This is a genomic window from Kitasatospora sp. NPDC004272 (assembly GCF_053603035.1).
This window is the reverse complement of record NZ_JBSGET010000222.1, coordinates 1-8892: the sequence shown is the minus strand read 5'-3', so window position 1 is coordinate 8892 and position 8892 is coordinate 1. Positions and strand designations below refer to the sequence as shown.

The window sequence follows — 8892 nt, the reverse complement described above, 5'->3', positions numbered from 1 at the left end:
CGGCGGGGGCCGTCTCGACCGGGGGTCGGGTCTGGTTCTGGTCGTCCCGGGCAGCGAGGTGGGCGGCGCGGCGCCGAATGCGTGCCGGGCGTCAGGCCAGGGTGGCGAGCGCGTCGTTGAGGGTCTTCGACGGGCGCATCACGGCGGCGGCCTTGGCCGGGTCGGGCTGGTAGTAGCCGCCGAGCTCGGCGGGCTGGCCCTGGACGGCGATCAGCTCGTCGACGATGGCCTGCTCCTGCTCGGCCAGGGTCGCGGCGAGCGGGGCGAACGCGGCGGCCAGCGCGGCGTCCTCGGTCTGGGCGGCCAGCTCCTGGGCCCAGTACAGGGCCAGGTAGAAGTGGCTGCCGCGGTTGTCGATGCCGCCGAGGCGGCGCGAGGGCGACTTGTCCTCGTTGAGGAAAGTGCCGGTGGCGCGGTCCAGGGTGTCGGCGAGGACCTGGGCGCCGGCGTTGCCGGTGGTGGTGGCCAGGTGCTCGAAGGAGGCGGCCAGCGCGAAGAACTCGCCGAGCGAGTCCCAGCGCAGGTAGTTCTCCTTGACCAGCTGCTGGACGTGCTTGGGGGCGGAGCCGCCGGCGCCGGTCTCGAACAGGCCGCCGCCCGCCATCAGCGGGACGACCGACAGCATCTTGGCGCTGGTGCCCAGCTCCAGGATCGGGAACAGGTCGGTCAGGTAGTCGCGCAGCACGTTGCCGGTGACGGAGATGGTGTTCTCGCCGCGGCGGATGCGCTCCAGGGAGAGCTTGGTGGCCTCGACGGGGGTGAGGATCTGGATGTCCAGGCCCTCGGTGTCGTGCTCGGGCAGGTACGCCTTGACCTTCTCGATCAGCACGGCGTCGTGGGCGCGGTCGGCGTCCAGCCAGAACACGGCCGGGTCGCCGGTGGCGCGGGCGCGGGTGACGGCCAGCTTGACCCAGTCCTGGATCGGCAGGTCCTTGGTCTGGCAGGCGCGGAACACGTCGCCGGGGGCGACGGCCTGCTCCAGGACGGTGGTGCCGTCGGCGTCGACCAGGCGGACGGTGCCGGCGGCGGCGATCTCGAAGGTCTTGTCGTGGCTGCCGTACTCCTCGGCGGCCTGGGCCATCAGGCCGACGTTCGGGACCGAGCCGATGGTGGCCGGGTCGAGGGCGCCGTTGGTGCGGCAGTCGTCGATGGTGGCCTGGTAGACGCCCGCGTAGGAGCTGTCCGGGATGACGGCGAGGGTGTCGGCCTCGTTGCCGTCCGGGCCCCACATGTGGCCGGAGGTGCGGATCATGGCCGGCATCGAGGCGTCGACGATGACGTCGCTGGGGACGTGCAGGTTGGTGATGCCCTTGTCGGAGTCGACCATGGCCAGGGCCGGGCCGTCGGCGATCTCGGCGTCGAAGGAGGCCTTGATCTCGGCGCCGTTGGCGAGCTTGTCCAGGCCGGCCAGGATGCCGCCGAGGCCGTTGTTCGGGTTGAGACCGGCGGCGGCCAGGTCGGCGCCGAACGCGGCGAAGGTCTTCGGGAAGAAGGCGCGGACCACGTGGCCGAACAGGATCGGGTCGGAGACCTTCATCATGGTGGCCTTGAGGTGCACCGAGAACAGCACGCCCTCGGCCTTGGCGCGGGCGACCTGCGCGGCCAGGAACTCGTTCAGGGCGGCGGCGCGCATCACCGAGGCGTCGACGACCTCGCCGGCCAGCACCGGGACCTTCTCGCGCAGCACGGTGACGGTGCCGTCCTCGGCGACCAGCTCGATGCGCAGCGCGCCGTCGGCGGCGATCACGGTGGACTTCTCGGTGGAGCGGAAGTCGTTGGCGCCCATGGTGGCGACGTTGGTCTTGGAGTCGGCCGACCAGGCGCCCATCCGGTGCGGGTGGGTCTTGGCGTAGTTCTTGACCGACAGCGGGGCGCGGCGGTCGGAGTTGCCCTCGCGCAGGACCGGGTTGACGGCGGAGCCCTTGACCTTGTCGTAGCGGGCGCGGACGTCGCGCTCCTCGTCGGTCTGCGGCTCGTCCGGGTACTCGGGCAGGGCGTAGCCCTGAGCCTGCAGCTCGGCGATGGCGGCCTTGAGCTGCGGGATGGAGGCCGAGATGTTCGGCAGCTTGATGATGTTGGCGCCGGGGGTCTTGGCCAGCTCGCCGAGCTCGGCGAGGGCGTCCGCGATGCGCTGGTCCTCCTGGAGGTACTCCGGGAAGACGGCGATGATCCGACCGGCCAGCGAGATGTCGCGGGTCTCCACGCTCACGCCGGCGGTGGCGGCGTACGCCTGGACGACCGGCAGGAACGAGTACGTGGCGAGGGCGGGTGCCTCGTCCGTGTGGGTGTAGATGATGGTCGAGTCAGTCACCGTAGCTCCAGCTTCCACGTCTGCAACGTCTTGACGTCAAGATATCTCGACCCGGGGGGATCTCCGCAACCAACCCCCCGGTCGGCGGCTCATTCGGCCTCGGCCCGGGCGGCGATGTTGCGGGCCATCCCGCCGAAGACGACCGCGTGGAACGGGGCGACCGACCACCAGTACGCCTGGCCGGCCAGGCCGTGCGGGTGGAACAGGGCGCGCTGGCGGTAGCGGGCGCCGGTGCCCTCGGGGGTGACGGTCAGTTCCAGCCAGGCGAGGCCCGGCAGCCGCATCTCGGCGCGCAGCCGCAGCAGCCGGCCGGGTTCGATCTCCTCGACCCGCCAGAAGTCCAGCGAGTCGCCGACCCGCAGCCGTCCGGGCGAGCGGCGGCCGCGGCGCAGTCCGACTCCGCCGGCCAGCCGGTCGAGCGCGCCCCGGACGGCCCAGGCGAGCGGGAAGGAGTACCAGCCGTGCTCGCCGCCGATGCCCTCGACCACCCGCCACAGCGCCTCGGGGGGCGCGGCGACGTACCGTTCCCGGACGTCCCGGTAGAGGCTGGCGCCGGCCCAGTCGGGGTCGGTGGGCAGCGGGTCGCTGGGGGCGCCGGGCAGCGAGGCGGAGGACCAGCGGGTGTCCACCTCGTCGTCGCGGATCCGGCGCAGCGCGAGTTCGACGGAGCGGTCGAAGCCGATCGGGCCGCCGGGCGGGTCGGGGATCCACCGGTCCAGGTCCCGTTCGGAGCGGACCACCTCGTGCCGCAGCGACTCGACCAGCGGCCGGGCCAGGCCGCTGGGGACGGGGGTGACCAGGCCGACCCAGTGCGAGGACAGGTGGGGGGTGAGCACCGGCACCGAGACGATCAGCCGGCGGCGCAGGCCGGCCAGCCGGGCGTAGCGCTGCATCATGGCGCGGTAGGTGAGCACCTCGGGGCCGCCGACGTCGAAGGCCCGGTCGGTGGCGGGGTCGTCGGGCAGGTGGGCGGCGCCGAGCAGCAGCCGCAGCACGTCGCGGACGGCGATCGGCTGGATCCGGGTGTCGACCCAGCGCGGGGTGACCATCACGGGGAGGCGCTCGGTGAGGTGCCGGAGCATCTCGAAGGAGGCCGAGCCGGAGCCGATCACCACGGCGGCGCGCAGTTCGGTGACGGGCGTGCCGCCCTCGCGCAGGGCCCGGCCGGTGGCGACCCGGGAGCGCAGGTGCGGGGAGAGCCGGCCCTCGGGCAGGTCGGGCGGGACGAGGCCGCCGAGGTAGACGATCCGCCGGACGCCGGCCCGGGCGGCGGCCAGGCCGAAGGCCCGGGCGGCGTCCCGGTCGACGCGTTCGAAGTCGGGCCCGCTGCCGAGCGAGTGCACCAGGTAGTAGGCGACCTCGACGCCGTCGAAGGCCCCCTCCAGGGTGGCCGGACGGGTGACGTCGCCGGTGGCGGTCTCCACGGCGGCCCGCCAGGGGTGGTCGCGCAGCCGGGCCGGGTCGCGCACCAGGCAGCGCACCTTGGCGCCGTCGGCCAGCAGTTCGGGCACCAGTCGCCCGCCGAGGTACCCGGTGGCACCGGTCACCAGACATCGCACGCCGCGTTCTCCCGTCCTCGTGCTCCGGCCCCCTCCGGTTCTTCGGCACCGGGCCGCTGCCGGATCGTTCCTTCCAGCCTCGGCCACCGGTGGACGCAGTGCCAAGCGGGTGTGGACCGGGTGCCAACTCGGCCGGCCGGAACGGGGCTAGGTTGGGCGTCGTTCAGGGAAGAACCCCGCGCTCCAGGGGGTTCCGGAGCGCTCTCGATGTGGCGGGGGCCCGTTCCGGAGCCGGAGCGCGGACATGGAGGAACCCGTGCTCCACGGGGGTTCCGGGACGCTCTCGATGTGGCGGGGGCCCGTTCCGGAGCCGGAGCGCGGACGTGTCGCGGGCGGGTCCCCACCCCGCCCGCACAGGCAGGTCGCCGGTCCGGGCAGCGCTTCCCCAGCGTGGCTGTCCGGACCGGCGACCTGCGTGCTTCCCGGGGTCGTGCGTCCCCCGACCCCGGATCCGGCCCCTACCCCGGCCCCGGCTCAGTGCGGCCGGGCGGTCCGGATGCTGCGCCCGGTGACGGTGCTCGGGGTCAGCCTGACCCAGCGGCCGTGCGCGGGCGGCTTGGGCAGTTCGGCGAGCAGGGCCGGCTCGGTGACGTACTCCAGCGGGCCGATCATCAGCACGCTCCAGCCCTCGCGCAGGTCCCGATCGGCGCGGTCCACCTCGAAGGCGGCGTCGCCGCCCGGGCCGGGCGCCAGGGCGCCGTCCCCGGTGGTGCGGTACAGGACGGTGTGCTCGTGCACCAGGTAGCCGACGGGGCGCACCACGGGGCCCTCGGGGCCGGTGCGGGCGATCCGGCCGAGGCCGCCCGCGCCGATGCGCTGCCAGCACTCGGCGACGCCGAGTTCGCCCAGGACGGGCGGCCCGGCCAGCGCGGGGCCGTCGGCGCGGGCGGCCGCGGCCCGTTCGGCGGGCCGGCCGGCCACCAGTTCCTCGTACTCCAGGCCGAGGACCGCGGACAGCCGCAGCAGGGCGGGCGGGTCGAAGCCGGGCCCGAGTTCCAGGACGCGGTGCAGGTAGGCGGTCGACATGCCCGCCTTCGCCGCTGCTTGCGCCTCGGTGAGCCCGAGGTCGGCGAGGCGGTCCGTGAAGCGGCGGATGAGCGCGGCCGCGGGGGCGGGTGCGTGTTCGGTGGTCACTTCGGACACCTCCCGGGGGGTCTTCGCTCCGGCCGGTACGGGTGGTGGTTCCTCCCGATTCGCCCGGTCGGCACCTCCATGGTGCGTGACCGGGGGCCCGCTCCGGCAGGGGCCTTGGACCCGAACCGGACGCCCGAACTCCGGTACGGGGGCCGGAACCGGGACCAACGGCCCCCTCCGCCGGGTCCGCCGACCCTGGCGGGACCGGGCGGGCGGGGGCAGAGTGGGCCACGACCCCGACACCGGGCGATGGGGGCCCGCGGGGACTCGCACAGGGAAGGCACTGCCATGACTCGTCCCGTTCTCGCCGCTGTGGACGCCTCCGTCCGCAGTCGGGCCGCCGCGCACTGGGCCGCTCAGGAGGCGGGCCGGCGCGGAGCCCCGCTGCGGCTCCTGCACGCCTGGCCCTACCTGGGCCGGAAGGCGAACGACCTGGTGAAGGCCGACGACCTGGAGAGCGGCGCGCGGACCATGCTGGGTGACGTCGCCAAGGAGCTGGAGGCCGCCTACCCCGGCCTCGACGTGACCTGCGAGCTGGTGCCGGACGCCGCGATCGACGGGCTGACCGGGGCCGCCGAGCAGGGCGAGCTGCTGGTGATCGGCACCCGCGGCCTGGGCGGCTTCCGCGGGCTGCTGGTCGGCTCGGTCAGCCTCGGCGTGGCGGGCCGTTCGGCCTCCCCGGTGGTGCTGGTCCGCGAGGGCCGCCCCGACCCGGTCTCGCACGAGCCCGAGGTGGCGGTCGGCCTGGACGCGCTGGAGCCGGACGGGGCCGTGCTGGAGTTCGCCTTCGAGGCGGCCCGGCTGCGCGGCGCCCGGGTCCGGGTGGTGCACGGCTGGGAGCTGCCGCCCGCCTACGGGTACGCCGGGTGGATCCCGGTGGAGACCGAGCAGCAGGAGCTCGGCGCGCTGGCGGCCGGGATGGTCGCCGAGGCGGTCGCCCCGTGGCGGGAGAAGTACCCGCGCACGCTGGTGCTGGAGGACGTCCGCACCGGGGGCGGCGCGGCCGCGCTGGTCGAGGCGTCCGAGCAGGCCGACCTGGTGGTGGTCGGCCGCCGCCGGCGCACCCTGGGCCTGGGCAGCAAGCTCGGCTCGGTCGCCCACGCGGTGATCCACCACGCGCACGCGCCGGTCGCGGTCGTCCCGCACGACTGAGTCCGGCCCGCCGGTTCCGGCCGCCCCGCTGCCGCCGCCTCCTCGGCGGCAGCGGGGCGGCCGGTCGTTCCGGGGTCCTCCGGCGCCGCCCTGCGCCCGGCTCAGGAGTCGAAGCGGCAGGCCAGCAGCGTGGCGTCGTCCTCCGACAGCGGGCCGGACATCTCGTGCACCACCTCGTCCACGAGTTCCTGCAGGTCGGGGCCGCTCGCGCGGTCCGTGACGGCGTGCGTGCGGACCGCCTCGCACAGGGCCTCCAGGCGGACGTCGATGTCCTGGTCGCGGCGCTCGATCAGGCCGTCGGTGTACAGCAGCACGGTGTCACCCGGGCGGACGTGCGTCTCCACCGCCCGGTAGGCGGCGTCGGGCAGCACGCCCAGCGGCGGCCCGGTCTCGACCTCCATCGGGGCGACCCGGCCCGCGCGCAGCAGGACCGGCGGCGGGTGGCCGGCGCAGATCCAGCGCAGCAGGCGGCGGGCGGGGTAGTAGCGGGCGACCACCGCGGTGGCGGTGGCCTCGTCGCCCTCGTCGCAGGCGATCTTGTTGAGCCAGCCGCCGAGCGACTCCACCAGCGCGCCGGTGAACGCCAGGCCGGCCAGCGCGTGCCGCAGCATCGACATCAGGGCGACCGCGTCCAGGCCGTGCCCGCGCGCGTCGCCGACCGCCAGCAGCACCTGCCCGTCCGGGAGTTGGCGGACCTTGAACCAGTCGCCGCCGACCCCGCCCTCGGCCGGGCGGTAGGCGACGGCGGTGCTGACGCCGAGCCCGGTGAGGAGCGCGGAGTGCGGCTGCAGGGCGTCCTGCAGCCGCTGGACGACGTGGTGCTCGGCGTCGGCGCGGCGGGCCTGCCGCTCGGTCTCCTCCTGCTGCTCGCGCAGCCGCCGCCGGCTCTCCCACAGCTCGGTGACGTCCTGCAGCACCGCCCGCAGGCCCTCGACCGGGCCGCCCTCCTCGCGCAGCGCCTCGGCGACCAGCCGGACCCGGCGCGGGCGGCCCACCCCGTACAGCTCGGTCAGCACGTCGATGTCCTCGCCGGTGGCCAGCAGCCGTTCGAGGTCCCGGTACAGCGCGGGGCGGGCGATCTCGGTGACCCGGCGCAGCGCCCGGCCGGCCGGGACGGTGTCGGTCCCGGGGGCGAGGCCGAGCAGCACGGCGAGGCCGGGCGAGACGTCGAGCCGGCCGTCGGGCAGGCTCCACTCGGCCCAGCCGACCCGGGCGATGCGCTGCGCGGCGCGGGCGATCTCCTCGGTGCGGTCGTCGGGCCACACCAGCAGCAGCCGCCGTCCCAGCCGGTGCACGGTCACCCTCTCGTGCCGGGCGCGGGTGGAACCGTCGGACATCGTGTGCTGCCAGCGCACCGGCACCGCGCGGGCCGCGTACCCGGTGCCCAGCACCTCGGCGACGGTGTCCGCGAACGCCGCCGTCCACAGGCCCGGGTACGCCTCGCGCAGCGAGACGCCGCGGCCCTCGGGGGTGTCGCGGTGCACCTGGCCCGGGTGGTACGGGTTGCGGACGGCGGCCTCGTTGACGATCACCGCGGCCAGGTCGCGGACGGCACCGGCCCCGTCCAGCACCGGTTCGGCCAGCACGGCGGCCTGCGGGAGGGCGTCCAGCAGGTGGTGCAGGTCGAGGTCGGGCGGGCGGGCCAGGTCCGGGTCGAGGTGGACCTCCGGGACGAGCGGCGGCGGCCCGGCCGGTTCGGCGGGCCGGGTCCGGCGGTGCTCGGCCCGCAGCCGCTCGACGGTGCGGCGCAGGGCCTCGCCCCGATCGGCCTGCTCCGGTCGCCCGTACACGCCCGCCCCGCTCCCTCCGCTCGGCGCCGCCCGTCCGGCGCTGCCCGCTCGGCGTTCTCCGCCACTTTTCCGGCCGCCCCCTCCGGCGGCGACCCCGGCGGACCGGACGGGTGAGCCCCCGCGGGCTGCTTTTCCTCCGCTCTGCCCCCGCTTTCCCTCCGCTTTCCCCCCGCCTTTCCCTCCGGCCGCACTGCCGCCTCTCCCCCGGCCCGGGCTGACGCGGTGTCACGTCCGTCGCCGTTCTCCGCCCGGACCGGGAACCCGCTGATCAGACGGGCCGTTACCGTCTCTGAACGATCATCGGTCACAGTGGAGGAGCAGCAATGTCGACGGCGTTGGCCAAGGGCGGGAACGTCCCGGTGATCCGGGACGGCAACGGCCCGGCGACGGTGGTGGTCGGCCTCGGGTGGGGGGCCGCGGACGCGTACGACCTGGACGCGAACGCGCTGCTCTGCGACGAGGACGGCCGGGCGCTGTCCGACGGGCACTTCGTCTTCTTCAACAACCTGACCAGCCCCGACGGCGCGGTCACCCACCTCGGCGCGCCGGGCGACGGCACCGACCGCGAGCAGCTCGCCGTCGACCTGCTCGACGTCGAGGAGGCGGTGCGCCGGATCGTCTTCACGGTGGCGATCTACCAGGCCGACGAGCGCCGCCAGTCCTTCGGCTCGGTCACCGGGGCGTACGTCCGGCTGGCCGACCCGGCGGGCGTCGAGCTGGCCCGCTACGAGCTGGGCCCGGAGCTGACCGCGGAGACCGCCGTGGTCTTCGGCGAGCTGTACCGGCACGGCGGCGGCTGGAAGTTCCGCGCCATCGGCCAGGGCTACACCTCCGGCCTGGCGGGCATCGCCACGGACTTCGGGGTGGCCGCACTGGCCCCGGCCCCCGCGCCCGCCGCGCCTGCCGCACCTGCCGCGTCCGCCGCACCGCCCGCCCCCGCCGCGCC

The 8892-nt window shown here is 75.5% G+C and carries 6 protein-coding genes; 2 read left to right on the top strand and 4 right to left on the bottom strand.

The features are described 5' to 3' along the window. Positions 1-91 precede the first annotated feature (91 nt). From ACWEO5_RS37020 to ACWEO5_RS37010, 3 genes are all read right to left on the bottom strand, one after another. The gene (locus ACWEO5_RS37020; RefSeq protein WP_452166486.1) at positions 92-2311 is read right to left on the bottom strand and encodes an NADP-dependent isocitrate dehydrogenase; all 2220 of its coding nucleotides are present in this window, start codon (positions 2309-2311) and stop codon (positions 92-94) included. Positions 2312-2400: 89 nt separating this feature from the next. After that, positions 2401-3870: an SDR family oxidoreductase gene (locus tag ACWEO5_RS37015; RefSeq protein ID WP_452166485.1), complete on the bottom strand. Its 1470-nt coding sequence runs from the start codon at positions 3868-3870 to the stop codon at positions 2401-2403. Positions 3871-4344: 474 nt separating this feature from the next. Beyond that, a complete protein-coding gene (locus tag ACWEO5_RS37010) occupies positions 4345-5004 on the bottom strand; it encodes a pyridoxamine 5'-phosphate oxidase family protein (RefSeq protein ID WP_452166484.1) in 660 nt (219 codons plus the stop codon). Between the two features lie 288 nt (positions 5005-5292). On the opposite strand from ACWEO5_RS37010, the gene ACWEO5_RS37005 reads away from it, so the two are divergent. Continuing rightward, positions 5293-6156, top strand: a complete 864-nt coding sequence (locus ACWEO5_RS37005; RefSeq protein WP_452166483.1) for a universal stress protein — start codon at positions 5293-5295, stop codon at positions 6154-6156. Positions 6157-6257: 101 nt separating this feature from the next. On the opposite strand, the gene ACWEO5_RS37000 is transcribed toward ACWEO5_RS37005, so the two are convergent. Then, positions 6258-7946: a PP2C family protein-serine/threonine phosphatase gene (locus ACWEO5_RS37000; protein WP_452166482.1), complete on the bottom strand. Its 1689-nt coding sequence runs from the start codon at positions 7944-7946 to the stop codon at positions 6258-6260. Between the two features lie 323 nt (positions 7947-8269). On the opposite strand from ACWEO5_RS37000, the gene ACWEO5_RS36995 reads away from it, so the two are divergent. Next, positions 8270-8892 (top strand): TerD family protein (locus ACWEO5_RS36995; protein ID WP_452166481.1); only part of this gene is annotated, 623 nt, incomplete at its 3' end.